This is a genomic window from Undibacterium sp. TJN25, assembly GCF_049339885.1.
Taxonomy (GTDB): domain Bacteria; phylum Pseudomonadota; class Gammaproteobacteria; order Burkholderiales; family Burkholderiaceae_D; genus Undibacterium.
The window spans coordinates 178,556-203,567 of record NZ_JBMPPM010000003.1; the positions used below are offsets into that span (position 1 = coordinate 178,556).

General features: G+C 55.9%; 25 protein-coding genes and 1 pseudogene. 20 read left to right on the forward strand and 6 right to left on the reverse strand.

Annotated elements, in window-relative coordinates; all coding sequences use genetic code 11:
• The first annotated feature begins 24 nt into the window (after positions 1 to 24).
• The 17 genes and pseudogenes from mnmG to ACO0LO_RS07895 all read left to right on the forward strand — a co-directional run bounded on the left by mnmG (position 25) and on the right by ACO0LO_RS07895 (position 14,491).
• The gene (gene mnmG / locus ACO0LO_RS07815; RefSeq protein WP_422964110.1) at positions 25 to 1,971 is read left to right on the forward strand and encodes a tRNA uridine-5-carboxymethylaminomethyl(34) synthesis enzyme MnmG; all 1,947 of its coding nucleotides are present in this window, start codon (positions 25 to 27) and stop codon (positions 1,969 to 1,971) included.
• On the forward strand, positions 1,968 to 2,618 hold the full coding sequence (gene rsmG, locus ACO0LO_RS07820; protein WP_422963648.1) for a 16S rRNA (guanine(527)-N(7))-methyltransferase RsmG: 651 nt from the start codon (positions 1,968 to 1,970) through the stop codon (positions 2,616 to 2,618). Before mnmG ends, rsmG begins: the two co-directional genes overlap by 4 nt.
• A gap of 36 nt (positions 2,619 to 2,654) precedes the next feature.
• Positions 2,655 to 3,434 carry a ParA family protein gene (locus ACO0LO_RS07825; protein ID WP_422963649.1) on the forward strand — a complete coding sequence of 260 codons (780 nt, stop codon included), beginning with the start codon at positions 2,655 to 2,657 and terminating at the stop codon, positions 3,432 to 3,434.
• A 3-nt stretch (positions 3,435 to 3,437) separates the two neighbouring features.
• Positions 3,438 to 4,331 carry a ParB/RepB/Spo0J family partition protein gene (locus ACO0LO_RS07830; RefSeq protein WP_422963650.1) on the forward strand — a complete coding sequence of 298 codons (894 nt, stop codon included), beginning with the start codon at positions 3,438 to 3,440 and terminating at the stop codon, positions 4,329 to 4,331.
• A gap of 7 nt (positions 4,332 to 4,338) precedes the next feature.
• Positions 4,339 to 4,896 (forward strand): RBBP9/YdeN family alpha/beta hydrolase, encoded by a 558-nt coding sequence (locus ACO0LO_RS07835; protein WP_422963651.1) that lies wholly within the window; start codon positions 4,339 to 4,341, stop codon positions 4,894 to 4,896.
• Between the two features lie 227 nt (positions 4,897 to 5,123).
• The gene (locus ACO0LO_RS07840) at positions 5,124 to 5,468 is read left to right on the forward strand and encodes an ATP synthase subunit I (protein ID WP_422963652.1); all 345 of its coding nucleotides are present in this window, start codon (positions 5,124 to 5,126) and stop codon (positions 5,466 to 5,468) included.
• Positions 5,465 to 6,292, forward strand: a complete 828-nt coding sequence (gene atpB, locus ACO0LO_RS07845; protein WP_422963653.1) for a F0F1 ATP synthase subunit A — start codon at positions 5,465 to 5,467, stop codon at positions 6,290 to 6,292. The genes ACO0LO_RS07840 and atpB overlap by 4 nt, the downstream gene beginning before the upstream one ends.
• A 95-nt stretch (positions 6,293 to 6,387) precedes the next feature.
• On the forward strand, positions 6,388 to 6,630 hold the full coding sequence (gene atpE, locus ACO0LO_RS07850) for a F0F1 ATP synthase subunit C (RefSeq protein ID WP_188568659.1): 243 nt from the start codon (positions 6,388 to 6,390) through the stop codon (positions 6,628 to 6,630).
• 69 nt (positions 6,631 to 6,699) lie between these two features.
• Positions 6,700 to 7,170, forward strand: a complete 471-nt coding sequence (locus tag ACO0LO_RS07855; protein ID WP_422963654.1) for a F0F1 ATP synthase subunit B — start codon at positions 6,700 to 6,702, stop codon at positions 7,168 to 7,170.
• Positions 7,171 to 7,172: 2 nt separating this feature from the next.
• Positions 7,173 to 7,706, forward strand: a complete 534-nt coding sequence (locus ACO0LO_RS07860; protein ID WP_422963655.1) for a F0F1 ATP synthase subunit delta — start codon at positions 7,173 to 7,175, stop codon at positions 7,704 to 7,706.
• Between the two features lie 186 nt (positions 7,707 to 7,892).
• Positions 7,893 to 9,434 (forward strand): F0F1 ATP synthase subunit alpha, encoded by a 1,542-nt coding sequence (gene atpA / locus ACO0LO_RS07865; RefSeq protein WP_394780678.1) that lies wholly within the window; start codon positions 7,893 to 7,895, stop codon positions 9,432 to 9,434.
• A 39-nt stretch (positions 9,435 to 9,473) separates the two neighbouring features.
• Positions 9,474 to 10,346, forward strand: coding sequence for a F0F1 ATP synthase subunit gamma (gene atpG, locus ACO0LO_RS07870; protein ID WP_422963656.1), 873 nt, complete (start codon positions 9,474 to 9,476; stop codon positions 10,344 to 10,346).
• A 42-nt stretch (positions 10,347 to 10,388) separates the two neighbouring features.
• Entirely contained in the window at positions 10,389 to 11,789 is a 1,401-nt protein-coding gene (atpD, locus tag ACO0LO_RS07875) for a F0F1 ATP synthase subunit beta (RefSeq protein ID WP_422963657.1), read from the forward strand.
• A gap of 81 nt (positions 11,790 to 11,870) precedes the next feature.
• A complete protein-coding gene (locus tag ACO0LO_RS07880) occupies positions 11,871 to 12,293 on the forward strand; it encodes a F0F1 ATP synthase subunit epsilon (protein ID WP_422963658.1) in 423 nt (140 codons plus the stop codon).
• 93 nt (positions 12,294 to 12,386) lie between these two features.
• A complete protein-coding gene (locus ACO0LO_RS07885; protein WP_422963659.1) occupies positions 12,387 to 12,854 on the forward strand; it encodes a CoA-binding protein in 468 nt (155 codons plus the stop codon).
• Positions 12,855 to 12,862: 8 nt separating this feature from the next.
• Positions 12,863 to 13,702: pseudogene (locus tag ACO0LO_RS07890) on the forward strand (PPK2 family polyphosphate kinase).
• A 9-nt stretch (positions 13,703 to 13,711) separates the two neighbouring features.
• Complete coding sequence (locus tag ACO0LO_RS07895) at positions 13,712 to 14,491, forward strand: SGNH/GDSL hydrolase family protein (protein WP_422963660.1); 780 nt, start codon at positions 13,712 to 13,714, stop codon at positions 14,489 to 14,491.
• A 141-nt stretch (positions 14,492 to 14,632) separates the two neighbouring features.
• Here ACO0LO_RS07895 and ACO0LO_RS07900 read toward each other — a convergent pair whose 3' ends face one another.
• A complete protein-coding gene (locus tag ACO0LO_RS07900) occupies positions 14,633 to 14,854 on the reverse strand; it encodes a hypothetical protein (protein WP_422963661.1) in 222 nt (73 codons plus the stop codon).
• A gap of 74 nt (positions 14,855 to 14,928) precedes the next feature.
• On the opposite strand from ACO0LO_RS07900, the gene hemE reads away from it, so the two are divergent.
• Positions 14,929 to 16,020, forward strand: coding sequence for a uroporphyrinogen decarboxylase (gene hemE / locus ACO0LO_RS07905; RefSeq protein WP_422963662.1), 1,092 nt, complete (start codon positions 14,929 to 14,931; stop codon positions 16,018 to 16,020).
• A gap of 472 nt (positions 16,021 to 16,492) precedes the next feature.
• The gene (locus tag ACO0LO_RS07910; RefSeq protein WP_422963663.1) at positions 16,493 to 18,520 is read left to right on the forward strand and encodes a primosomal protein N'; all 2,028 of its coding nucleotides are present in this window, start codon (positions 16,493 to 16,495) and stop codon (positions 18,518 to 18,520) included.
• Between the two features lie 12 nt (positions 18,521 to 18,532).
• On the opposite strand, the gene ACO0LO_RS07915 is transcribed toward ACO0LO_RS07910, so the two are convergent.
• Complete coding sequence (locus ACO0LO_RS07915) at positions 18,533 to 19,018, reverse strand: SRPBCC family protein (RefSeq protein ID WP_422963664.1); 486 nt, start codon at positions 19,016 to 19,018, stop codon at positions 18,533 to 18,535.
• 246 nt (positions 19,019 to 19,264) lie between these two features.
• On the opposite strand from ACO0LO_RS07915, the gene ACO0LO_RS07920 reads away from it, so the two are divergent.
• The gene (locus tag ACO0LO_RS07920) at positions 19,265 to 21,298 is read left to right on the forward strand and encodes a UvrD-helicase domain-containing protein (protein WP_422963665.1); all 2,034 of its coding nucleotides are present in this window, start codon (positions 19,265 to 19,267) and stop codon (positions 21,296 to 21,298) included.
• Here the strand turns inward: ACO0LO_RS07920 and ACO0LO_RS07925 are convergent.
• The 4 genes from ACO0LO_RS07925 to ACO0LO_RS07940 form a co-directional block, all read right to left on the reverse strand.
• Positions 21,285 to 22,535 (reverse strand): hypothetical protein, encoded by a 1,251-nt coding sequence (locus ACO0LO_RS07925; protein WP_422963666.1) that lies wholly within the window; start codon positions 22,533 to 22,535, stop codon positions 21,285 to 21,287. The two genes, ACO0LO_RS07920 and ACO0LO_RS07925, sit on opposite strands and share 14 nt — an antisense overlap.
• A gap of 283 nt (positions 22,536 to 22,818) precedes the next feature.
• Positions 22,819 to 23,526, reverse strand: coding sequence for a hypothetical protein (locus tag ACO0LO_RS07930; protein ID WP_422963667.1), 708 nt, complete (start codon positions 23,524 to 23,526; stop codon positions 22,819 to 22,821).
• Positions 23,527 to 23,692: 166 nt separating this feature from the next.
• Complete coding sequence (locus ACO0LO_RS07935; protein ID WP_422963668.1) at positions 23,693 to 24,166, reverse strand: hypothetical protein; 474 nt, start codon at positions 24,164 to 24,166, stop codon at positions 23,693 to 23,695.
• Positions 24,163 to 24,969, reverse strand: a complete 807-nt coding sequence (locus ACO0LO_RS07940; protein WP_422963669.1) for a DUF72 domain-containing protein — start codon at positions 24,967 to 24,969, stop codon at positions 24,163 to 24,165. Before ACO0LO_RS07940 ends, ACO0LO_RS07935 begins: the two co-directional genes overlap by 4 nt.
• Positions 24,970 to 25,012 lie beyond the last annotated feature (43 nt).

Genomic DNA, 25,012 nt, shown 5'->3' on the forward strand with positions numbered 1-25,012 from the left:
CAAGATTGATAAATGAAGTCTGCTATGTTCTATCCTAAAGAATTCGACGTGATTGTGGTTGGCGGCGGCCATGCCGGGACGGAGGCTGCACTGGCCTCTGCCCGCATGGGGCAAAAAACCTTGTTGTTGACCCACAATATCGAAACCCTGGGCCAGATGTCCTGCAATCCGTCCATAGGCGGCATAGGCAAGGGGCATCTGGTCAAGGAAGTAGATGCCATGGGCGGCGCGATGGCAATCGCCACCGACGAAGCCGGCATCCAGTTCCGCATCCTGAATTCTTCCAAGGGCCCGGCAGTACGCGCAACCAGGGCACAGGCAGACCGCATTTTATATAAGCAGGCGATACGCAGCCGGCTGGAAAACCAGCCCAATCTATGGCTGTTCCAGCAGGCAGTGGATGATTTGCTGGTTGAAGGTGACCGTGTCATCGGTGCCGTTACGCAAGTGGGTATCCAGTTCAAGGGCCGTGCCGTAGTACTGACTGCAGGTACTTTCCTGGATGGGAAGATCCATGTGGGACTGAATAATTACTCAGCAGGCCGGGCAGGGGATCCGCCGGCGGTGTCATTGTCTGCACGCCTGAAAGAGTTGGCGCTGCCACAAGGACGGCTGAAAACCGGCACGCCGCCACGGATAGATGGCCGCAGCATTGATTTTTCCGTCATGCAGGAACAACCGGGCGACCTCGATCCTATTCCGGTGTTCTCTGTGATGGGCAATGTCGCCATGCATCCGGCGCAATTGCCATGCTGGATTACGCACACCAATGAGCGCACGCACGATATCATCCGCGCCGGGCTGGATCGCAGCCCCATGTATACGGGCGTCATCGAAGGGGTAGGGCCACGCTATTGCCCGTCGATAGAAGACAAGATCCACCGCTTTTCCAGCAAGGAATCCCATCAGATTTTCCTGGAACCGGAAGGCCTGACGACCAACGAGTTCTATCCGAACGGTATCTCGACCAGCCTACCATTCGATGTCCAGCTCGATCTGGTGCGGTCCATGCGCGGCATGGAAAACGCCTATATCCTGCGTCCCGGTTATGCGATTGAATACGACTATTTCGATCCGCGTGGCCTGAAAACCTCGCTGGAAACCCGTACGATCAAAGGCCTGTTCTTTGCCGGACAGATCAACGGCACCACCGGTTACGAAGAAGCCGCCGCACAAGGCATGCTGGCCGGACTGAACGCCGCTCTGCTGACGCAGGGCCGTGATGCCTGGGTGCCACGCCGCGATGAAGCCTACCTCGGTGTATTGGTGGACGACCTGATTACCAAGGGCGTGCAGGAACCTTACCGCATGTTCACCAGCCGCGCTGAATTCCGCCTCAGCCTGCGTGAAGACAATGCCGATATGCGCCTGACTGAAATCGGGCGTCAGCTTGGTTGTGTCAGCGATGCGCAATGGGCGCTGTTTGAAACCAAGCGCGAGGCTGTTTCACGTGAAATGGAAAGGCTGCGTTCCACCTGGGTGAATCCGCGCATCCTGGCCGATGTAGAGGCAGAGCGCGTCATCGGCAAGGCGTTGGAACGCGAATATTCGCTGGCCGACTTGCTGCGTCGGCCGCACGTTACCTATGAAGCGCTGATGAGTTTGCACGGCACGGAAGGCCAGGAGTTGGCAGGCCCCGGCGTTCAGGATGAAGCGGTTAAGGAACAGGTCGAAATCCAGGTTAAATATTCCGGCTATATAGACCGCCAGGCCAAGGAAGTGGAACGCCATGCGCACTATGAAAATCTGAAAATGCCGGCGGAATTCGATTACCTCGACGTCAATGGCCTGTCGATAGAAGTGAAGCAGAAGCTGAACAAGCACCGGCCTGAAACGCTGGGCCAGTGCGGCCGCATTTCCGGCGTGACGCCGGCTGCCATCTCGCTGCTGTTGGTGCATCTGAAAAAACGCGGCTTCAAAGGATTTGCCGCTGCAGACGTTGCGGTTGCAGAGACAGGCGAGGCTTCATGACAGTAATCGACCGACCTGCTCTGACCGCCATGCTGGCGGACGGGGTGGCAAGCATGGGCTTGCCCATCGGCAATAATCAGATAGACAAGATGATTTCCTATCTGGCTTTGTTGTCTAAATGGAACTCTGTGTATAACCTGACGGCTGTGCGCGATCCGCGCGAGATGGTCAAACAGCATCTGCTGGATTCCTTATCGGCGGCGCACGTATTTACCAGTGCAAAGAATGTGCTGGACGTAGGCGCGGGCGGCGGTTTGCCGGGCATGATCCTGGCGATCACCTTTCCCGGCGTCCGTATCTCCATGATCGATACGGTCAGCAAGAAAACCGCTTTCCTGACGCAAGCGAAGGCTGAACTGGGCCTGGCCAATGTGACGGTGCATACCGGCCGTGTTGAAGTCCTGGAAGTGGCGCAGAAGTTCGACGTCATCACGTCGCGCGCGTTTTCCGAGCTTAATAATTTTGTCAACTGGTCCGGCCATCTGCTGGCCGACGGCGGCCGCTTCATTGCAATGAAGGGCGTGGCGCCGGACGAAGAAATCGGCCGCCTGCCGGCAGGCTGGGAGGTCGAGCAGGTAGAGCCGCTCAGCGTGCCCGGCCTGAAAGCCGAGCGCCACCTGGTATATATCAAGAAAACCGTAGACTGATCCTTCCGACGCTGGCATATAACAACTTATAAACACATGGCAAAAATTTTTTGCGTAGCAAATCAAAAGGGCGGAGTGGGCAAGACGACCACGACGGTCAACCTTGCCGCCGGGCTGGCGCAGCTGGACCAGCGTGTATTGCTGGTGGACCTGGATCCCCAGGGCAATGCGACGATGGGTTCGGGCATCAACAAGGCCAAGCTGAAAGCATCGATCTACGAGGTGCTGCTGGGCATGACCGACGTCAAGACCGCGCGCCAGCGTTCAGAATCGGGCCGCTATGACGTGCTGCCGGCCAACCGCGAGCTGGCCGGCGCCGAGGTGGAAATGGTGGAGCTGGAGAACCGCGACAAGCGCCTGCGCAATGCGCTGGCCGAGGTCAAGGAAGACTACGATTTCATCCTCATCGATTGCCCCCCCGCGTTGTCGATGCTGACGCTGAACGGCCTGTGCGCCGCGCACGGCGTGATCATCCCCATGCAATGCGAATACTATGCGCTGGAAGGCCTGTCCGACTTGTCGAACACGATCAAGAAGGTGCACATGAACCTGAACCCGGACCTGAAGATCGTCGGCCTGCTGCGCGTGATGTTCGATCCGCGCATGACGCTGTCTCAGCAGGTGTCGGACCAGCTGGAACAGCATTTCGGCGACAAGGTCTTCAAGACCGTGATCCCGCGCAATGTGCGGCTGGCCGAAGCGCCTTCCTATGGCATGCCGGGCGTCGTATTCGATGCTGCCTCCAAGGGAGCGCAGGCGTATATCGCCTTCGGCGCCGAAATGGTCGAAAGAATTAAATCACTGGACGTAGAGTAAGAAATGGCAACGAAAAAAATGACAGGCCTGGGTCGCGGGCTGGATGCGCTGCTGGGCGGCGCTAGCGACTTTACCGAATCGGTACCGAATGTGGCCGGCGCGCCGACCAGCCTGCCGGTCAGCCAGATGCAGGCCGGCAAATACCAGCCGCGCACGCGCATGGACGAAGGCGCGTTGGCGGAGCTGGCGGCGTCCATCAAGGCGCAGGGGCTGATGCAGCCTATCCTGGTGCGGCCTGTAGGCAACGTCAACGGCGTAACCCGCTACGAAATCATTGCCGGCGAACGCCGCTACCGGGCCTCGCAGATGGCTGGCCTGGAAGAAGTGCCGGTGCTGGTCAAGGACGTGGACGACCAGGCCGCCGCGGCGATGGCGCTGATCGAGAATATCCAGCGCGAAGACCTGAACCCGCTGGAAGAAGCGCAGGGCATACACAGGCTGATCTCGGATTTCAGTTTTACCCATGAGCAGGCGGCAACAGCGGTAGGGCGCTCGCGCAGCGCCGTCTCCAACCTGCTGCGCCTGCTGAACCTGGCCAAGCCGGTACAGACGATGCTGATGGCCGGCGATATCGACATGGGCCATGCGCGCGCGCTGCTGGCGACCGATGCGGCCACGCAGATACAGCTGGCCAACCAGGTCGTCGCCAAGCGCATGTCGGTGCGCGACGCGGAAAAGCTGGTGATGCGCACCACGGCCGAACTGGCTTCTCCCAGCAAGCCGCGCGACAAGGCGGAAAAATCGCGCGACATCACACGCCTGGAAGAAGAACTGTCCGATCTGCTGGCCACCCAGGTCGTGCTGAAGATGGGCAGCAAGGGCCGCGGCCAGATGGTCATCGATTTTGCCGACCTCGATTCGCTGGACGGCATCATCCTCAAAATCCGCGGGCAGTAACAGGCCCATGGGCGGTCCGACCATCCTGCTGTTGCCGGGACTGTACAACTCCGGTGCCGGCCACTGGCAAACCATCTGGGAACAGGCGCTGCCAGGCGCCGTCCGCGTACCGCAGCAGAGTTGGGACCGCCCGCAAAGGGATGACTGGGTGGCAAGCCTGGCCGCCGCTGTCAGTGCCGTGGACGGGCCCGTGGTACTGGCAGCGCATAGCCTCGGCTGCGCGCTGACGGCGTGGTGGGTCAGCCTCGGCATGCCGGGTGTGGACGTCGCTGCTGCGGACAAGGTGCGTGGCGCGCTGCTGGTGGCCCCGCCTGATGTTGCCCGCATGGATTTCCCCGCCCCGAGCTTTGCGCCGATGCCGGTGATGCGCTTTCCCTTTACCTGCGAGGTAATCGCCTCCAGCAATGATCCATGGTGTGGTATGGCTGTGGCGCAAGAATGGGCCGGCCGGTGGGGAGCCGGATTTCACAACATTGGTGCGAAGGGCCATATCAACGGCGATTCCGGCCTAGGCGGCTGGGAGCAAGGCAGGGACTGGCTGAAACAGCTGGGCGCCGTTATTTGACCAGCGGATGGCCATTGCGGAATTCGCAATAATCGCACCAATTTAGGGCAAACAGTATAAAGTTTTGAAAGGTTTGACGATAGGACGCACTACCACGTATAATTCCGTGGCTTTGGTTAGCGAGATATGGTGCTGGCCTGAACGATGTGGTGGCACATGCCGGTATATCAATACGTTTTTATGTATTTGTCGGCAGACGGTGCCCGAAAAATGAACGAGGAAATGGCATGGCGCGTATGGTTCTGCTGCAGTTGGCGGCAGTGTTGCTGGTTGCGCTTGCTGCGTTGCTGATAGGCGGCGTTCCTTCAGGTATCTCCGCGCTGTTGGGCGGCTTATGTTGTGCGATCCCCAATGCTTTGTTTGCTGCGCGACTTTACGTCAGCGTGCTCAAACCGGGTGGCGCGAACCCGGTGACTTTCTTCATCGGTGAATTTGTCAAAATTGCTTCAACAATTGCATTAATGATTGCAGTTGTTAGTTTGTATCACGATTTGAATTGGGTAGCGTTTATCGCTGGGATCGTCGTGACGCTGAAAAGTTATTTCATTTTACTATTTAGATATCTATCATGAGCGCAACCGAGCACGCACCTACCGCGTCAGAATATATCTCCCACCATCTGGGACATCTTTCTACGTCGCATATTCCGCAAGAAGGTTTGTGGGATATGTCTATCCTGAATATCGATACGCTGTTCTGGTCGGTTGCCTGCGGCGTCGTCGGCAGCCTGCTGATGTACATGGCCGCCCGCAAAGCGACATCCGGCGTTCCAGGCCGCTTTCAATCTGCGGTTGAAATGCTGGTGGAAATGGTCGACAACCAGGCCAAGAGCATTGTGCACGGCAATACCAGTTTCATCGCGCCCATGGCCCTGTCGGTATTCGTCTGGGTAGCCTTGATGAACTCGCTGGATTTCCTGCCGGTGGACCTGTTCTCGCAGTGGATTTTCCCTGCGATCGGCGTCAGTCCTGAAATCCATCACCGTGTCGTTCCTACTGCCGATCTGAACGGCACACTGGGCATCTCGGTGGGCGTATTCGTATTGATGATCTATTACAGCCTGAAAATCAAAGGCTTTGGCGGCTTCCTGAAAGAATTGTTTACAGCACCTTTCGGCCCATGGCTGTTCCCAGCCAACCTGGCGTTGAACGCGGTTGAATATGCTGCAAAAACTTTTTCCCTGGGCATGCGGTTGTTCGGCAATATGTTTGCCGGCGAATTGCTGTTCCTGCTGATCGCATTGCTCGGCTCCACGGCAACCCTGTTCGGCGGCGTAGGCCACCTGATTGCAGGTTCCATCTGGGCCATCTTCCATATTCTGATCGTGTTCTTGCAAGCATTTATTTTCATGATGTTGACCCTGGTGTACATGGGGCAGGCGCACGAAGGGCACTAAGCCTGGTGTCAGGATGGATGAATTTTAGTTTTGGTTTTGGGTATTTTGTTTTTTGATTTTTATTATTATTATTTTTAAACTTTGAAGGAGTTGTCATGACTAACGTCGCTTTCGTTGCACTGGCTTGTGGTTTGATCATTGGTTTGGGCGCTTTGGGTGCATGTATCGGTATCGCTTTGATGGGCGGCAAATACCTGGAAGCTTCTGCACGTCAACCAGAATTGATGGAAAAGCTGCAAGGCAAAATGCTGTTGCTGGCTGGTCTGATCGATGCTGCGTTCATTATCGGTGTTGGTATTGCGATGTTCTTTGCAACTGCAAATCCATTCAAAGGCTAATTAGCTTTCCTTCTTGTACCGTAGGCAGGAAGCTGCTTACGGAACGATTAATTTGATAAGGAAACTACCGTGAATCTTAATCTGACAATGTGGTACCAGGCTGGAGTGTTCTTCATCCTGGCACTCTTCACGATGAAATTCGTGTGGCCACCATTGATTGGTGCAATCGATGCGCGCAGGCAAAAAATTGCCGACGGACTGGCAGCTGCCGACCGTGCCCGCACTGAAGCACAAGTGGCTGAAAAGCGTGTGCAAGCCCAATTGGCAAGCGCAGGCGAAGAAGGCCAGAAGCGTGTTCTCGATGCAGAAAAACGTGCTCAGCTGATCATTGACGAAGCCAAGAATACTGCATCTGCCGAAGCCGCACGCATCATCGCTGCCGCCAAAGCCGAAGCAGACAATCAAGTAACTAAAGCACGTGAAGAATTGCGCGACCAGGTGGCAACACTGGCAGTTAAAGGCGCCGAGCAAATTCTGAAACGTGAGGTCAATGCAGCGGCTCACGCCGACCTGCTGGGCCAACTGAAGACTGAGCTGTAATCATGGCTGAACTCGCAACGATCGCTCGTCCTTACGCAGAAGCGCTGTTTCGCGTTGCTCAATCCGGTAACCTGTCCGCCTGGTCGGACCTGGTATCCGAGATGGGGCAAGTTGCTGCGCATCCCGATGTAGTGGCCCTTGCACACAACCCCAAGGTCCCTGCTGATCAAAAAGCGGAGACCTTCTTGTCCGTGCTGAAATCGCCGGTGACTGACGAAGCCAAAAACTTCATCAACACACTCGCCGACTATGACCGTTTGACCCTGTTGCCCGAAATCGCTGTCCAGTTTCACGATCTGAAGAATGCGCAAGAAGGCGCAGCAGATGCAGAAATTTTCAGCGCATTTGAATTGACGGCAGCACAGTTGAGCGAACTGACGGCGACACTGGAAAAGAAATTCGGCCGCAAGCTGCACCCTAGCGTGAAAGTGGATGCTTCACTGATCGGTGGTGTGCGTATCGTGGTTGGTGACGAGGTGCTCGATACTTCGGTACGTGCCAAGCTGCAACAGATGCAAGTCGCCCTGACCGCGTAAGGTCACAAGTAAAGAATCTGAGCCAAGCGCAAGGGAAGTACAGGTAGTTCCGGCGAGCGGCTCAAGCCCCGGTTACAAGCGCAGTTCCGCACAAGCGGAGCGATGAAATGATGAATGCGCAGACCGGTGGATGCCGCACCCGGACCATCTGGACGTCTCAACAGAGAAATAATATTAGGAGTTAGTATGCAACTCAACCCATCAGAAATCAGCGAACTGATCAAGAGCCGGATCCAAGGCCTTGGCAATACCGCTGAGATCCGCAATCAAGGTACGGTTATCTCCGTTACCGACGGTATCTGCCGCATCCACGGTCTGTCTGACGCGATGCAAGGCGAGATGCTGGAATTCCCAGGCAATACATTCGGCCTGGCGCTGAACCTGGAACGTGATTCCGTCGGCGCCGTTATTCTGGGCGACTACGAGCACATCTCCGAAGGCGACACTGTCAAATGCACAGGCCGCATCCTGGAAGTGCCTATCGGTCCTGAACTGCGCGGCCGCGTAGTCAATGCGCTGGGTCAGCCTATCGACGGCAAAGGCCCTATCAATGCAAAACTGACAGCGCCGATCGAAAAGATCGCTCCTGGCGTTATTGCACGTCAATCCGTTTCCGAACCTCTGCAAACCGGCCTGAAGTCCATCGACTCCATGGTTCCAGTTGGCCGCGGCCAGCGCGAACTGATCATTGGCGATCGCCAGACTGGTAAAACAGCCGTAGCGATCGATGCCGTGATCAACCAGAAAGGCCAGAACGTTACCTGTATCTATGTAGCGATCGGCCAAAAAGCATCTTCCGTCAAAAACGTGGTGCGTTCCCTGGAAGCACACGGCGCGATGGAATACACGATCGTTGTTGCTGCGACAGCTGCTGAATCCGCTGCGATGCAATACGTGTCCGCTTATTCCGGCTGTGCAATGGGCGAATACTTCCGCGACCGCGGTCAAGACGCGCTGATCATTTATGATGATCTGTCCAAGCAAGCTGTGGCTTACCGTCAGGTATCCCTGCTGCTGCGCCGTCCACCAGGCCGTGAAGCTTACCCTGGCGACGTGTTCTACCTGCATTCCCGTCTGTTGGAACGTGCAGCGCGCGTCAACCCTGACTACGTCGAGAAATTCACCAATGGTGAAGTCAAAGGCAAAACAGGTTCGCTGACAGCATTGCCTATCATCGAAACTCAAGCCGGCGACGTTTCCGCTTTCGTTCCAACCAACGTAATTTCGATTACCGACGGTCAGATCTTCCTGGAAACATCCTTGTTCAACGCCGGTGTCCGTCCTGCGATCAATGCGGGTATTTCGGTATCCCGCGTGGGTGGTGCAGCGCAGACCAAGGTCATCAAAAACCTGTCCGGCGGTATCCGTACCGACTTGGCGCAGTACCGTGAGCTGGCCGCGTTTGCACAGTTCGCTTCCGATCTGGACGAAGCGACCCGCAAGCAGCTGGACCGTGGCGCGCGCGTTACTGAACTGTTGAAACAGGCTCAGTACGCACCGCTGTCCATCTCGCTGATGGCTGTGACCTTGTTCTCCGTGAACAAAGGCTTCCTGGACGACGTGCCTGTCAAGAAAGTACTGGCGTTTGAAGCCGGTGTGCACAACTACATGAAGACCAGCCACGCTGCATTGTTGCAAAAGATTGAAGAAACCAAGCAACTCGACAAAGACGGCGAAGCCGCCATGTCTGCCGCGATTGCTGATTTCAAAAAATCCGGCGCATATTAACACCACCCCATTAACCGGGTTTAAAAGGAGTTAATACTCATGGCAGCAGGCAAAGAGATACGTGGCAAGATCAAAAGCGTAGAAAATACGAAGAAGATCACCAAGGCGATGGAAATGGTCGCCGCATCCAAAATGCGCAAGGCGCAGGACCGGATGCGCGCCGCCCGTCCCTATAGCGAAAGAATCCGTAATATCGCTGCGAACTTGTCACAAGCAAACCCTGAGTACACGCATCCTTTCATGATCGTGCAAGAAAACTCCAGGAAAGTCGGAGTGATCGTTGTCACGACAGACAAGGGTTTGTGTGGCGGCCTCAATACCAACGTATTGCGTCTGGTCACCAGCAAACTGCGTGAACTCGAAAGCAAGGGTTCGAAAATTGAAGCGGTTGCAATTGGTAATAAAGGTCTTGGTTTCCTGAACCGGGTTGGAGCAAAAGTCGTGGCGCACGCAGTGCAGCTCGGCGATACGCCCCACCTGGATAAACTGATAGGCCCAGTCAAGCTGTTGCTGGACGCCTACCAGGAAGGACAACTGGATGCGGTCTACCTGGCGTACACCAAATTCATCAACACCATGAAGCAAGAGCCGGTCATGGAGCAGCTTCTGCCCCTGTCGGCTGCCACGCTCGAAGCAGGCAAGACGTCTTCCCATACCTGGGATTATATCTACGAGCCGGATGCGAACACGGTGATTGACGAATTGCTGGTGCGTTATGTTGAAGCGCTGATTTATCAGGCTGTTGCTGAAAACATGGCATCTGAACAGTCTGCCCGTATGGTGGCGATGAAATCAGCCAGTGACAACGCAGGTAATGTAATTGGTGAACTGAAACTGGTTTATAACAAGACCCGTCAGGCTGCAATTACCAAAGAGCTCTCCGAGATCGTCGCCGGTGCGGCAGCGGTCTAGTGACGCAACTGAAACTGAATTTAAATTATTGAAGGAACGAACATGGCTGATGGCAAAATCGTTCAGTGTATCGGCGCTGTTGTGGACGTTGAATTTCCACGCGACGCGATGCCTAAGATCTACGACGCCCTGAAGATGGAAGGCTCCGAGCTGACATTGGAAGTGCAGCAGCAATTGGGCGACGGTATCGTCCGTACTATTGCGCTGGGCACCTCCGACGGTCTGCGTCGCGGCATGGTGATTCAAAACACGGGCCACCCTATCATGGTGCCGACCGGTAAAGCAACACTGGGTCGCATCATGGACGTACTGGGCAACCCTATCGATGAATGTGGTCCGGTCAGCCGTGAAACTACCGCATCGATCCATCGTAAGGCACCTGCTTACGACGAACTGTCCCCTTCGCAAGAATTGCTGGAAACCGGTATCAAGGTGATTGATCTGGTTTGCCCGTTTGCAAAAGGCGGTAAAGTTGGTCTGTTCGGCGGCGCCGGTGTGGGCAAGACAGTCAACATGATGGAACTGATCAACAACATCGCTAAAGCGCACAGCGGCTTGTCCGTGTTCGCCGGCGTGGGTGAGCGTACTCGTGAGGGTAACGACTTCTACCACGAGATGGCTGACGCTAAAGTGGTTGATCTGGACGATCCGGAAAAGTCCAAGGTAGCGATGGTGTACGGCCAGATGAATGAACCGCCAGGCAACCGTCTGCGCGTGGCATTGACAGGCCTGACGATTGCGGAAGGTTTCCGTGACGAAGGTAAAGACGTTCTGTTCTTCGTCGATAACATCTACCGCTACACATTGGCCGGTACTGAAGTTTCCGCGCTGCTGGGCCGTATGCCTTCCGCCGTGGGTTACCAGCCTACTCTGGCCGAAGAAATGGGCCGTTTGCAAGAGCGTATCACGTCGACCAAAACCGGTTCGATCACATCGATTCAAGCCGTTTATGTTCCAGCGGATGATTTGACTGATCCATCTCCAGCGACCACATTCGCCCACTTGGACTCCACTGTCGTTCTGTCCCGTGACATCGCCTCCCTGGGTATCTACCCAGCGGTTGATCCACTGGATTCCACTTCGCGCCAGCTGGATCCGCAAGTGGTTGGTCAAGAGCACTACGAAACAGCCCGCGCCGTGCAAGGTATCTTGCAGCGCTACAAAGAATTGCGCGACATTATCGCGATTCTGGGTATGGACGAACTGGCTCCTGAAGACAAGCTGCTGGTGGCGCGCGCACGTAAGATGCAGCGTTTCCTGTCGCAGCCTTTCCACGTTGCTGAAGTGTTTACCGGTTCCCCAGGTAAATACGTGTCGCTGAAAGATACAATCAAGGGCTTCAAGATGATTGCATCCGGCGAACTCGATCATCTGCCGGAACAAGCGTTCTACATGGTAGGTACTATCGAAGAAGCCATCGAAAAAGCGAAAAAAATCGGCTAAACCCCGATCGGCATGAGTCCGGTTAAACCGGACTTGTGCTGTTCCGCTTTTTTGATCCAGCAAGAATGAAAAGGGTCCAACATGGCACACACTATTCACGTTGACGTGGTTTCCGCGGAAGAGCTGATCTTCTCCGGCGAAGCCGAATTCGTCGCGTTGCCGGGTGAGGCTGGTGAATTGGGTATCTATCCAAAACATACGCCACTGATCACCCGCATCAAGCCGGGTGCGGTACGCATCAAGGTAAGCGGCCAGGCCGAAGAAGAGTTCGTCTTCGTTGCCGGCGGTTTGCTGGAAGTGCAACCGGACACGGTTACTGTCCTGGCCGATACTGCGATCCGCGGTAAAGACCTGGATGAAGCCAAGGCGAATGAAGCGAAGAAAAGGGCAGAAGAAGCCCTGGTCAATCAGGAATCCCAGATTGACTACGCACAGGCTCAGGCTGAACTGGCTGCGGCAATTGCCCAGCTGGCTGCAATCCAGAGATTGCGTCAAAAACACTAACAATAATATGGCGGATTTGCCGTTCCGGCAAAGCAGTACCGCTCGCAGTAAAATGAAGGCAGCCTCAGGCTGCCTTTTTTTTCGCCTGCCCAAATGCCTACCCCCAAATTCCCATCCAAGATGACCAGCAAAGAGATTGCTTCCCTGTTGCAAAGCGCTTCCACCATTGCGGTAGTCGGCCTGTCACCCAGGCCTTCCAGGCCCAGCTACGATGTGGCGGCCTACCTGCAGCGCCAGGGTTACCGCATCGTGCCGGTCAATCCTGTGGAAGAGGGTGCTACACTGCTGGGCGAACATTGCTACGCGAGCCTGGACGATGCGGTGCGCGCATTGCGGCTGCAAGGCCGGCAGATCGACATCGTTGACTGCTTCCGCCGCTCCGAAGAAATCCCGGCCATCGTCGATGAAGCGATACGCCTGGGCCTGAAATGCGTCTGGATGCAGCTGGGCGTCATCCATGCGGAAGCCGCCCGCAAGGCAGAGGCGGCCGGCATGCAGGTCGTGATGGACAAGTGCATCAAGATAGAACACGGTAGCCTCAACATACCGACAAAAGGATAAAACCACCGATGACCGTCAGCCAACTGTTCCGCCTCAGCGGCAAGCTCAAGATCAAGGATGCCGACGCCGGCAAGCGGCCGCTGGATAGCGCCGACAAGAAACAAAGCAAGGAAGAAAAGGACGAGGCCAAGACGCGCGACAAGCTCGCCACGATGAAGCTGGCGCAGCAGATTTCCGACTATCAGGAAATCCTGTACGCGCAAAAAAAATACAAGCTGCTGATCGTATTGCAGGGCATGGATACCTCGGGCAAGGACGGCACCGTACGCGGCGTCTTCGGCCAGATCAATCCGCTTGGCGCCCGCACCAGCGCATTCAAGGCGCCCAGCAACGTGGAAAAGGAATACGACTACCTGTGGCGCGTGCATAAGGAAGTGCCCGGCAACGGCGAGATCGTCATCTTCAACCGCAGTCATTATGAAGACGTACTGATCACCCGCGTGCACGACTGGATAGACGACAAGGAATGCGAACGGCGCTATGCGCAGATCCGCGATTTCGAACGCATGCTGACCGAGACCGGCACCGTCATCCTGAAATTCTTCCTGCACATCTCCAAGGACGAGCAAAAGCAGAGACTGGAAGAACGCATTGCCGACCCCGACAAGCACTGGAAGTTCGATCCGCAAGACCTGGTCGAGCGCGAGTATTGAGACGCCTACCAGGCGCAGTATGAAAAAGTGCTTACCGCCACCGACGCCGATTCTGCGCCCTGGTACATCATCCCGGCCGATTCCAAGACCCAGCGCAACCTGGCGATAGCCGGCATCGTCGTTGAAAAGCTGGCCAGCCTGGACCTGGCCTATCCGCCGCCGAAGCCCGAACTGGCCAAGCTGAAGATCAGCTAGTACAGCCTCATGCGCCGCTACCTGCCTGAACTGCTGGCTGTGCCGCTGTACCCGTTGCTCTACCTGCAAGGCAAGCACGTGCGCCGCATCACGCCGCGCCTGCCGGAAGCCGGCGGCCCCGCCCATGGCACAGCGTCATGGCCGCCACAAGGCGCTGAACCATCGCCAGCGACCCCGGTGCTGCGGCTGGTCGCCATAGGCGAGTCCCCGGTAGCCGGGGTAGGCGTTACCTTCCATACACAGGCGATTACCGCACAGCTGGCCGCCATGCTGGCGCAGCAGGTGGAAATGCCGGTGAACTGGCAGGCAGTAGGACTCAATGGCGCCGATCTGGCGCAGGCGCTGCAAGTGCTGGTGCCGCGCCTGCCATTGCCTGTTCCCCCGGTGGACGTTGCGCTGATCGCTTTCGGCGTCAACGACACAACATCCTTCCATTCTGCCGCCCGTTACCGCGCGGAATTGGCGCAACTGATCACCGCAGTGCGGGATAAGCTGGCGCCGGCGCATATCATCCTATCCGGCGTGCCGCCCATGCATGCGTTCCCATCGCTGCCGCAACCCTTGCGCTTCGTGCTTGGCCAAAAGGCCAGGGCGCTGGACAGGGTTACGGGGAATCTCGCCCGCGAGCTTGCCGACGTGCACTATATCCCCATGCAGCTTGATACTGGCGAAGCCGGATTAATGGCGGTAGACGGCTATCATCCGTCCGAAAAAGGCGTGCAGAGGTGGGCGCAGCATATGGAGGCCGCAATGCGCCTAAGCATTGGGCAACTGGGGCCAAAAAAATAGTACTTTCCGTCACTTATGCACAGTAGTGCTACAAGGAAATACGAGCGAGGGCCAGTATTGCAGCCGCTTCCCGCCAGCTGCTATCAATGAAATCAAGCATTTAGCCCGTGTAACCCTCTGTAATCCAATGCTTCACATAATTTAACGTTTTATAAAATAATCTGTCCACAAAGTTATCCACAGTTTATAAATGAGGCTCTGCCTGTGGATAAATGCGGCCAAGAAGCCCGAAAATGGATGCAAATAATCGAAATTGCTGAAGCGCATGTGCCTTCCGGCAGCGCTTAGGCGATAATGTCGGTTTATTCCAATTTCGCCATCCAGCGCGACCGCCATAGCGGCAACGGCTTGTGCCGTCGCCATCACCTATCCGGACGCAGGCCGATGCAAACACAGGCTCTGCGTGCTCGGCCTGATGCGCTAAATCGAAAGCAACCATGTCATCACAATTCGCTCCTCTGAAAAACGACACCTTCCTGCGCGCGCTGATGCGCCAGGAGACCGACTACACGCCGCTGTGGCTGATGCGCCAAGCCGGCCGCTATCTGCCGGAGTACCGCGAAGTGCGCAAGGGCGCTGGCTCGTTCATGAGCCTGGCGAAGAATCCCGACTTTGCCACCGAAGTGACGATACAGCCGCTGGACCGCTTTGCACTGGATGCCGCCATCCTGTTCTCCGACATATTGACGGTGCCGGATGCGATGGGTCTGGGCCTGTATTTTGAAGAGGGCGAGGGCCCCAAGTTCGAGCGCCCGCTGCGTGATGAAAAAGCCGTCATGGCGCTGCAGGTTGCCGATATGGCCAACCTGCAATATGTATTCGATGCGGTCACGCAGATTCGCACCACGCTGAACGGCCGCGTGCCGCTGATCGGTTTTTCCGGCAGCCCGTGGACACTGGCCTGTTATATGGTTGAAGGCCAGGGCTCGCGCGAGTTCCATACCGTCAAGAGCATGATGTACAAGCGCCCGGACCTGATGGACCATATCCTGCGCACCAATGCCACGTCGGTTGCCGCTTACCTGAATGCGCAGATCGATGCCGGCGCGCAAGCCGTGATGATCTTCGACAGCTGGGGCGGCGCACTGGCCGACGGCGCCTACCAGCGTTTCTCGCTGCAATACATGCAGGATGTGATGCGCCAGCTGAAGCGCAACAAGGACGGCCAGCATATCCCCGCCATCGTATTCACCAAGGGCGGCGGCCTGTGGCTGGAACAGATCGCGGACATCGGCGCCGATGCGGTAGGGCTGGACTGGACCGTCAATCTCGGCCAGGCCCGCGCCAGGGTCGGCAGCAAGGTGGCCCTGCAGGGCAACCTGGACCCGGCAGTGCTGTTTGCCGGACCGGATCAGATTCGCGAGCAGGTCACTGCGGCGCTGTCTTCCTACGGCAAGCCCTCCGCCGGCCACGGCCACGTATTTAACCTGGGCCATGGCATTTCCCAGTTCACGCCGCCCGAATCGGTCACGGTGCTTGTCGAAACCGTGCATGAAGTCAGCCGCAAGATGCGCCAAACGGAAGCGTAAGCGGCGATAAAGGGGCAAAACGCGGCATACCGGCCGGCCTTGATGGCAGCCGGATGCATGCGATTATCGCCCCGCTAGCCCGCCTGCCTTGCCAATACATCATGTTGCTATGCAAAAGCCAGTATCCATGCGGCTGGCAGGGCAGAAGTGCCTTGCAGGCCAATGAAATAGACGCAACAAAAACCTCATTTACTTGCACATTTTTTGATAGTTATGCACAAAAATGAGGAGCGCCTCAAAGCAAGAAAAAAATAATTTTCCCGCGTTCACTAAAATTTATAAGCTGTTGATTTAAAACAGATTAGTTTTTTTGTTGAGAATCACTAATTCCCAAAGAACCCGCGTAAACGCTAGCGAAAGCAGATGTCAATAGCCCTTTCTCCACAAAGTTATCCACAGGACTTGCAGGTTTACAAAAAAACACTTATGAAACCTGAAGTTAGCGCATTTCCTCAAGGTTTACATTAAGTTCGTGGAACACTTTATCCTCACTATTGCGCTTGACACACCGCTAGACCGCGTCTTTGACTACCGCTGGGCCGCGCAGCAGGAAGGTGAACCTGTGCCGCAAGCAGGCCAGTTGGCGCTGGTGCCTTTCGGCCGCCAGGAGGTGATGGGCCTGATCGTAGAAGTCGGCCATACCACCGACGTGCCGGCGGACAAAATGAAGGATGTGCTGGCCGTGCGTAGCCAGGTGCCGCCGCTGTCTGCGCACTGGCTGGCGCTGTGCGGCTTTGCCGCCGACTACTACCAGCGGCCGCTGGGCGAGGTCGCGATACCGGCATTGCCCAAAAACCTGCGTGCCGCCAAACCCACGTCGCTGCTCAACAGCCTCAAGAAACTGGCCAAGGCAGGCCTGGACAACGATGCCAGCCCGAATACCGAACCCGGCCTCAATCCCGCCCAGCAACACGCGGTGGACGCCATTGCCGGCAGCAGCCGGTTTGCCGCCCACCTGCTGTACGGCGTTACCGGCAGCGGCAAGACGGAAGTCTATTTACAGGCCAGCGCCCGTATCCTGCAGCAAAGCGCTGAGGGCCAGATCCTGATCCTGGTGCCCGAGATCAATTTGACGCCGCAACTGGAAAGCCACCTGCGCAGCCGTTTTTCCGGCATACAGATCGCCACCTTGCACAGCGGCATGGCCGAAGGCGAACGCCTGCGGCACTGGCTGGCTGCGCATCTGGGCCAGGCCCGCATCGTGCTCGGCACCCGGCTGGCGATCCTGTCTTCGCTGCCTCACCTGAAGATGATCGTCATCGATGAAGAGCACGATCCTTCCTACAAGCAACAGGAAGGCCTGCGTTATTCGGCGCGCGACCTCGCCATCTGGCGCGCGCGGCAACTGGATATTCCGGTCGTGCTGGGCTCCGCCACGCCATCGCTGGAGAGCTGGCTGCACGCTCGCACCGGCCGCTACAACAAGCTGGCGCTGCCGGAAAGGGCCGTCAAAAACGCGGTGCTGCCTGCCGTCACGCTGATCAACACCGAACGCGAAAAAGCCCAGAACGGTATCACACCAACGCTGATAGTCGCCATGCGTAAGCGTTTGGAGAAGGGTGAGCAGTCACTTCTATTTTTAAATAGGCGCGGTTATGCACCGGTGCTGGCCTGCGACGCCTGCGGCTGGATCAGCAACTGCACGCGCTGCACCGCGCATCTGGTGCTGCATAAAGGCGACCGCAGCCTGCGTTGCCACCACTGCGGACTGGAACAGCGCATCCCCCGTTCCTGCCCCACTTGCGGCAATATCGACCTGCAGCCATTGGGGCGCGGCACGCAAAGGATAGAAGAAGGCCTGCAAGCTATTTTCCCGGAGGCAAGGGTATTCCGCATCGACGCCGATTCAACGCGGCTCAAAGGCAGCGCCGAAGCCGCCTTCGATACTGTGCACCGGGGCGAGGTGGATATCCTGATCGGCACGCAAATGGTTGCCAAAGGGCATGACTTTAAAAACCTGACGCTGGTCGGCGCATTGAATCCGGACACGGCCCTGTTCTCCCAGGATTACCGCGCCAGCGAGAGGCTGTTCGCGCAACTGATGCAGGTGGCGGGGCGTGCCGGCCGCGCGGCCACCAAAGAGGGCGGCAATCCCAGCGAAGTGCTGGTGCAGACCCGTTATCCACAGCATCCGCTCTACCACTGGCTGATGGCGCACAACTACGACCGCTTTGCCGACGACCTGCTGGAAGAGCGTCGCCAGGCCGGCATGCCGCCGTATATCTACCAGGCGCTGCTGCGCGCGGAAGCCAGGGAATTGCAGATAGCGCTGGATTTTCTGCAGGAAGCCGCCGTTTGCATCGAGCATCCCGGCATCACGATGAACGACCCGATACCGATGACGATGACCCGCGTCGCGAATATGGACCGGGCACAGCTTCTCGTGGAGTCGCCGTCGCGCCCCGCATTGCAAGCTTTTGCAAAATTGTGGATAAGTCAGCTGCGCGCCATGAAGACGCGCGTCAAATGGTCGGTGGAGATCGACCCTGTGGATATCTGACCCGGTTCCTGCCTAGGAATTCAGGCTGGGCGGCAGCAGGCCTTCTTCCACCATCTCGCGGATCACCTTGACCGTATCGATATCGGATTCCTGGTAAGCCGAGCGGCGGTATTCGTTATACATCTCGTTGGCCGCGTCTTCCGCTTCCGTATGGCCGTCGTCATACGCAAAGCGCACGAACAAGGCCTGTGGCTGCGGTTCTTCTATTGTCATGCGCAAGGTCGAATGCGGGATATCGTTCTGCGCTGCCACGTCGTAATGCACATGGTGCAAAGGCTCGTACAGCACCTTGTCGTTGACGATCAGGTCGCCAAACTTCAGCGTGCGGGAAATAGTCTGCCCGGCGCGCTCGGTGATCGTGCAGTCGTCCAGGTAGGGAACAAAAAACTTCGGCGATTCCGCGCGCACTACCAGGCCGCGCCATAATTGCTCACGGGTAATGACTTGCGTCATCGGGTTGTTCAGGTCGTTGATTTCTATCAGATGCTCGAATTTCATAATGCCCTCTTAAGCCATCCGCTATTTTATGCCAAGCGCCTCTTTAGTGCGAAATTACAATATAAACAATTTCGACCCGGGTTTGCGGGTTTTCCTGCGAAAGGAGGGGGCCTGATGGCAAATAGGCCAGCAAACATGGCAAGCCCTTGGGGGCGCCGCATGCTTTTCGCATCTGCAGGCCATTCGCACTTACAATAACGAGCTTGCGCATTTGCCGCCCCTCCGAATTCTGATTGTCTCCGAAACATGTCCCACGGTTTAAATACTCCCCAACGCGATGCGGTGAACTACATGGACGGCCCCTGCCTGGTGCTGGCCGGCGCCGGTTCGGGAAAAACCCGTGTGATTACGCAAAAAATCGCCAACCTGATTGAGCAGCATGGCTACGACGCGCGCAGCATCGCCGCGCTGACCTTCACCAACAAGGCCGCGCTGGAGATGCAGGAGCGTATCGCCAAGCTGCTGCAGGAGCCCAAGAAGGCCAAGCAGCTGACGGTGTCCACCTTCCACTCGCTGGGCGTCAAGATCTTGCGGCAGGAAGCCAATGCACTGGGCCTGAAGGACAGGTTTTCCATCATGGACAGCGATGACTGCTTCTCGCTGGTGCAGGACCTGGCCATCACGACAGACAAGCAGCTGATACGCCGTATCCAGACCGCGATGTCGCTGTGGAAGAACGGCCTGGTCGATCCCGAAACCGCGCTGAACCAGGCCAAGGACGAGGACGAAGCCAGCGCTGCCCGCATCTACCGCAGCTATGTGGCGACGCTGAGCGCCTATCAGGCGGTGGATTTCGATGATCTGATACGCCTGCCGGTGGAGCTGTTCCGCACCAATGAGCAGGTGCGCGACAAATGGCAGCGCCGCCTGCGTTATCTGCTGGTGGACGAATACCAGGACACCAATACCTGCCAGTATGAGCTGGTCAAGCTGCTGGTCACCGGCGTAGGCAAAAAGCCGATGTTCACCGCCGTGGGCGACGACGACCAGGCGATCTACGCATGGCGCGGCGCCACCATAGAAAACCTGAAGACGCTGCAAGTCGATTTCCCCGACCTGCAGATCATCAAGCTGGAACAGAACTACCGCTCCAGCACCCGCATCCTGCAGGCAGCCAACTCGGTCATCGGCAACAACCCCAAGCTGTTCGACAAGGCGCTGTGGTCCGAGCACGGCCTGGGCGACCCGGTCAAGGTACTGGGCATGCAGGATGATGAGCAGGAGGCCGACCAGGTCGCCATCATGATCTCCGCGCACCGCTTCGAGCGCCGCGCCAAATATTCCGACTATGCGATTTTGTACCGCGGCAACCACCAGGCCCGCGTCATTGAGCAGGCGCTACGCAAGGAGCGCATCCCGTACACGATCTCCGGCGGCCAGAGCTTTTTCGATAAGGCCGAGATCAAGGACATCATCGCCTATCTACGCCTGATCGCCAATGAAGACGACGACCCGGCCTTCATCCGCGCCGTCACCACGCCGCGCCGTGGAGTAGGGCAATCCACTCTGGAAGTGCTGGGCTCCTTTGCCGGCCAGTGGCAATGCTCGCTGTTTGAGGCGGTCTTCAAGGGCGGCATAGAAGCGCTGCTGCCGGAGCGCCAATTGCGCCCGCTGCGCGAATTCGGCAATTTCATCAACCACCTGGAAATGCACGCCCACCGCGAAGACCAGGCCACCGTCCTGCTGGACGACATGATGAAAGAGATCAACTACGAAGGCTATCTGTACGACAGCTTCGACGACCGCCAAGCGCAAGGAAAATGGCAGAACGTGATCGACTTCACCAACTGGCTCAAACAGAAGGGCAGCGGCGGCAAGGAAGGCACGGACGACCACCGCAGCCTGCTGGACCTGACGCAGATGGTCGCGCTGATGTCGATGATGGAAGGCAAGGACGAAGAGCCGGACGCGGTACGCATGTCCACCCTGCACGCGTCCAAGGGGCTGGAGTTCCCGCACGTATTCCTGGTCGGCGTGGAAGAGGGCATCCTGCCCCACAAGGGCGATCCGGATGCACCGGCCGAAACCATTGTCGCCCGCATAGAAGAAGAACGTCGCCTGATGTACGTCGGCATCACCCGCGCCCAGCGCAGCCTGCACATCACCTGGTGCAAAAAGCGCAAACGCGCCGGTGCACCGGTGCATTGCGATGTATCGCGCTTCATCAGGGAAATGAAACTGGATGAGGGTACCGCTGTCCCCGCAGAGGAAGAAGTGATCACGCCGCAGAACCGGCTGGCGAATCTGAAGGCTTTGCTGGCGACGCCTAAGGTGCAGTAAAACGATTCGTAACTGATAAACGAGGTGTCCTGTATTTGATTCCGCGTTGAATCAAGATCAATTTTTTGCGTAAGACGTCTATGTTTGGGGAGAGATCTAACATTTCATTCGTTTCTGCAAAGCTACCAAATAGCGACCCAGTACCTAAATGAAACTGAACTAAATCGCGAAAAATATTCAGTAACAAATAAGTTTCCCGCTTGGCATAGGTACTTTGGTTTCCGTTATGAACTGAGCTATTTCGGTAATGTCGAAGATGATTTAGGAGGAGTGCTGCACGCTCGGGGTCGGGACTAAGGAAAGAACACCGTCTGATAATTGCTTGGTGATCTGCCTGCTCTGACGATGTTAAATGTTCGAGCGCCGTCCATAACCGAATGAAACTAGTATTGGGATCCGGCTCATCTAGCGCTCTCACGGAAAGCACAAGCGCTCTGGTTATTCGATCAGAGTAGGTACTCTTCGCTAAGAATTTAAGCCAATTTTTTACTTCGCTTTGGAATCGATCCTGGTTTTCTACTATAAATGGATCAGTTGGGCTGAAATTTGGTTCATACCAGTACTGTTCTGACGCTGGTTCGCCGGCAGGCATATGCACGGTATGCGTGCTACCAAGCCGTATGCGATTAATTGGTCGGAGCTTACCTCCTATTTGAGTGCTGCCAATGTGGTTATAGAGTAGGTTCCATATAGATCGAACCACATCAAGCTTGCGTGATGCTTGTTCAAATGCTTTTTCTGCTGTTTTATCCACCACTTGAACAACGACACGCGCGTAGTTGTAAGGTACTTCTACGACTAACTCGGGGGTAATATTGAATAGATTGGATCGCGATTGATATTTCTTGGGAAAGTCTTCGCGATAAAATTTGACAGAACATCCATCGTAAGAGAAATTTTTGGGTAAAGTGTCTTTTCTTATTGAGATTGTCGTCAGTAGATCGTAGCGTGTATTTGGTTTCGCGCCGTAGACACTAATTGCTTTCTTTGCAGACTGGATAAAACTATCTTTAGTCAAGTCTCCGACTACGCCAGAGATTCCCTTCCAAACAATTGACGGCCAGTCATCTCGAAGAATCTCTTCTGGAAAGTCGAGCATAGTTTCAAGAATAGGTGCATTTTGGTCTAATGGCCACGACTCGAAGGAATAGTGGATTCCGTCGCTCTGTAATGTCCGACAAGCTTGGATACGCTCCAAAATTATTTCAGGTTTTGCCGAGCTTTTCCACTTTAACATTGTGTCATCCGGTTTATATTTTTAGGCGGAGGATCCGAACTCAATGTACGCCGCCACGACAACTAAAAGTGCAGCTCAACCAGCCAGTTATCCGTCGATTTTATATTTATCGACCTATTGTCCGGTTAGTCGTAAATCGGGATAGCCTATCCAACTGACATACAGCTTCCTTGGCTGGCCGACCTTTGATATACGGTTAGCACTGGATATCCCGTGGCTTGGGCATTAAAATCAGGTAGTTGAGTTGTAGTTATAGCTTAAGAAAAATTGGCTGTTTTATTGACTACGCAAAGGTTGCAGCTCTAGGATAGAGCTGCGCCAACACTTCACTAACAAGTTCGAAAACTCCCAAGACTTGGTTGCTCAGCCTGGGACTTCCATGCGCGTACGAGTTTCGAATGCCCGGTAAAGTTTCTTCCAAAATTGAAACGAAATCGTAATCTAAGTCTTGAGCGTTCGGTACTATGTTGTTGAGATTGATTTCCTGAACCAGTGAATTACTCTGCCCGTTGCTCTCAATCTGCTCAAATTGCACCCGATTTCTGGCACGTTGCCGAACTTGACTATGCCATCCAGAAAAGCCTTCATTCTTAATTAATCCCTGATCAATTGCATATCGTAGCAGAGGTGCCAAGGTAGGGCGTGTGTTTGGTTTAGCCTTATTGGGATAACCCGTTGGCAGCCCTCCGGGAAATTTCTTGCGCAGTCCCATTTCTAAACATGCCAGAGCTTGATGCTCTGCGATCGGATAGAACCGATATACATACCACGCATACAGGTAAACGTTCTTTGCCGTTTCAAATAGAATGACTACCTCTTTTGGCACATCTGCAGACAACTGAAATCTCGCAATATCAGCATGATGTTCAGCCAAGCTATCAGACCTAGCGCCACGTTCGTCATATCGAGAAAAGACAGTCCATCGTTCGTCTGGGGAGTTAATTTCTTCAAGCTTCTTTAGCAAGTCTGCGTTCGAAATTTCGTTGGTCATGGCGATTGCTGGAAAATTTTGGATAGGGTGAGCATAGCGGAAATAAGCATCTCGCCTTAAACTCGTCCAATTCCATCTGCAGATACCTTCATCAGGGTATGTGATGTACTTGTCTTCTTGTGCGCTACCTCAGATTCAATAGTTGGATCTGAGGTTCAATTTTGATTTACCTGGTTTTTCTGCTACCCCTGCACTCACGCTCCAGGTTACGTTCGCCCTCGATTAGCCCCGTATATACACCGCAAGGCCATAGATAATCGCTGATATACCAGTACGGCGGCTCGGAGGCGCAGATCTCGGCCTGGGCTACCCGCCAGTTGCCGTCTGCCTTGGCCAGGACGACCCACAGCATCTTGTCCAGGTCGGGATTGCAGGACGCCGCTTTTTTCCAGTCGATGGGTTTGCCATCCGCCTGCAGCAAGCCCCCGACCAGCACGGCCCAGTTGGCGTCCACGTTCAGGATATCCACTTTAAATTTTACCGCCTGTCCAGCCATTGCAGAAATGGCCGGGCGGGCGGCATCCAGTATATCCTTGCGGTCTGTCGTTGATGCCGGGCCCGCAAAGCTGGTGCTACAGGCCATCAGTAGCGTGAGGCAGGCGGCCAGTGTTTTGCCGATGCCGCGGGCGCTTATCTTCATTTCTTCTCCGTCAGCGTCTTGATCAGGTGTTGCGCCGCTGCCGGCGCGCGCTCTTTGGCGCCGTTGATGAAATAAATGAACACGTCGCGTTCCTTGCTTTTTCCTTGCTGCTCCCCAGCATACGGCAGGTCGTCCGGCTGGCCGCCGCTGCTCCACAGTTCCGCCCGCGCTGCCCATTTTTTCAGAGCGGGTTTGCTGTAGCCGGTGTCGATGTCCGATTGCGCGCTCATCAACCTTGCATAAACAAAATCCGACGTGATATCAGCAAAGGAAGGGTAGTCTTCTGAATCGGTAAATACGGTGGCGATCTTGTGCTTCCTGGCCAGCGCCAGATACTCCTCGCACAGGAAGCTTTCATGCCGCGGATCAAGCACATGGCGCAGCTTCAGCTTGCCCAGCTCGTCCGGCAGCAGCTTGAAAAAAGCTTCCAGGTCGTCGGCGTCAAAGCGTTTGCTGGGCGCCAGCTGCCATACGATGGGCCCCAGCTTGGCGTCCAGCTCGGACAGGCCGCTGTTGATGAACTTGTCCACAGATTCGCCGGCCTCGGTCAGCACCTTGCGGTTGGTGGTATAGCGCAGCGCCTTGACGGAAAACATGAAATCGTCCGGCGTTTGCGCATGCCAGTTGGCATAGGTTTCCGGCTTGAAGGTGCCGTAGTAAGTGCCGTTGACTTCAATCGCCGTGACTTGCCGGCTGGCATATTCGAGTGCACGTTTCTTCGGCACGTCGGCAGGGTAAAACGTCTCGCGCCAGGGATCGTAATCCCAGCCGCCTATGCCTACGCGTATCCGGTTCTTGCCCATGGCGCATCCTCCCGATTTCCTGACTGATGACAGAACTAGCGAA

Excerpts from the sequence above, each read along its gene's own strand:
- mnmG (WP_422964110.1), top strand. The coding sequence starts at position 25 with ATGTTCTATCCTAAAGAATTCGACGTGATTGTGGTTGGCGGCGGCCAT.
- rsmG (WP_422963648.1), top strand. The coding sequence starts at position 1,968 with ATGACAGTAATCGACCGACCTGCTCTGACCGCCATGCTGGCGGACGGG.
- ACO0LO_RS07825 (WP_422963649.1), top strand. The coding sequence starts at position 2,655 with ATGGCAAAAATTTTTTGCGTAGCAAATCAAAAGGGCGGAGTGGGCAAG.
- ACO0LO_RS07830 (WP_422963650.1), top strand. The coding sequence starts at position 3,438 with ATGGCAACGAAAAAAATGACAGGCCTGGGTCGCGGGCTGGATGCGCTG.
- ACO0LO_RS07835 (WP_422963651.1), top strand. The coding sequence starts at position 4,339 with ATGGGCGGTCCGACCATCCTGCTGTTGCCGGGACTGTACAACTCCGGT.
- ACO0LO_RS07840 (WP_422963652.1), top strand. The coding sequence starts at position 5,124 with ATGGCGCGTATGGTTCTGCTGCAGTTGGCGGCAGTGTTGCTGGTTGCG.
- atpB (WP_422963653.1), top strand. The coding sequence starts at position 5,465 with ATGAGCGCAACCGAGCACGCACCTACCGCGTCAGAATATATCTCCCAC.
- atpE (WP_188568659.1), top strand. The coding sequence starts at position 6,388 with ATGACTAACGTCGCTTTCGTTGCACTGGCTTGTGGTTTGATCATTGGT.
- ACO0LO_RS07860 (WP_422963655.1), top strand. The coding sequence starts at position 7,173 with ATGGCTGAACTCGCAACGATCGCTCGTCCTTACGCAGAAGCGCTGTTT.
- atpA (WP_394780678.1), top strand. The coding sequence starts at position 7,893 with ATGCAACTCAACCCATCAGAAATCAGCGAACTGATCAAGAGCCGGATC.
- atpG (WP_422963656.1), top strand. The coding sequence starts at position 9,474 with ATGGCAGCAGGCAAAGAGATACGTGGCAAGATCAAAAGCGTAGAAAAT.
- atpD (WP_422963657.1), top strand. The coding sequence starts at position 10,389 with ATGGCTGATGGCAAAATCGTTCAGTGTATCGGCGCTGTTGTGGACGTT.
- ACO0LO_RS07880 (WP_422963658.1), top strand. The coding sequence starts at position 11,871 with ATGGCACACACTATTCACGTTGACGTGGTTTCCGCGGAAGAGCTGATC.
- ACO0LO_RS07885 (WP_422963659.1), top strand. The coding sequence starts at position 12,387 with ATGCCTACCCCCAAATTCCCATCCAAGATGACCAGCAAAGAGATTGCT.
- ACO0LO_RS07895 (WP_422963660.1), top strand. The coding sequence starts at position 13,712 with ATGCGCCGCTACCTGCCTGAACTGCTGGCTGTGCCGCTGTACCCGTTG.
- ACO0LO_RS07900 (WP_422963661.1), bottom strand. The coding sequence starts at position 14,854 with ATGGCGACGGCACAAGCCGTTGCCGCTATGGCGGTCGCGCTGGATGGC.
- hemE (WP_422963662.1), top strand. The coding sequence starts at position 14,929 with ATGTCATCACAATTCGCTCCTCTGAAAAACGACACCTTCCTGCGCGCG.
- ACO0LO_RS07915 (WP_422963664.1), bottom strand. The coding sequence starts at position 19,018 with ATGAAATTCGAGCATCTGATAGAAATCAACGACCTGAACAACCCGATG.
- ACO0LO_RS07920 (WP_422963665.1), top strand. The coding sequence starts at position 19,265 with ATGTCCCACGGTTTAAATACTCCCCAACGCGATGCGGTGAACTACATG.
- ACO0LO_RS07925 (WP_422963666.1), bottom strand. The coding sequence starts at position 22,535 with ATGTTAAAGTGGAAAAGCTCGGCAAAACCTGAAATAATTTTGGAGCGT.
- ACO0LO_RS07930 (WP_422963667.1), bottom strand. The coding sequence starts at position 23,526 with ATGACCAACGAAATTTCGAACGCAGACTTGCTAAAGAAGCTTGAAGAA.
- ACO0LO_RS07935 (WP_422963668.1), bottom strand. The coding sequence starts at position 24,166 with ATGAAGATAAGCGCCCGCGGCATCGGCAAAACACTGGCCGCCTGCCTC.
- ACO0LO_RS07940 (WP_422963669.1), bottom strand. The coding sequence starts at position 24,969 with ATGGGCAAGAACCGGATACGCGTAGGCATAGGCGGCTGGGATTACGAT.